Genomic DNA, 246 nt, shown 5'->3' on the forward strand with positions numbered 1-246 from the left:
GCAAACGAGCGAAAGCCGTCAAGATTGCTTTTAAAACCAAGACGCGTGGCACCATTGAGCACTTGGCTATCGATTCGACAGGCTTGAAGGTTTATGGCGAAGGTGAGTGGAAAGTGAAGAAACATGGCACAGATGGCAAGCGCCGCGTGTGGCGTAAGCTGCATATCGCCGTCGATACCCATAGCCATGAAATTATTGCAGCAGAACTGAGTTTATCCGGCGTCACTGATGCTGAAGTTATGCCAT

Annotated in this window: 1 protein-coding gene; it reads left to right on the forward strand. The window is 49.6% G+C overall.

The window, feature by feature from the left end:
- Positions 1-246 (forward strand): transposase (locus tag AEA42_RS15540; protein ID WP_156312354.1); only part of this gene is annotated, 246 nt, incomplete at both ends.

This window comes from Shewanella sp. Sh95, from assembly GCF_001308045.1.
Taxonomy (GTDB): domain Bacteria; phylum Pseudomonadota; class Gammaproteobacteria; order Enterobacterales; family Shewanellaceae; genus Shewanella; species Shewanella xiamenensis.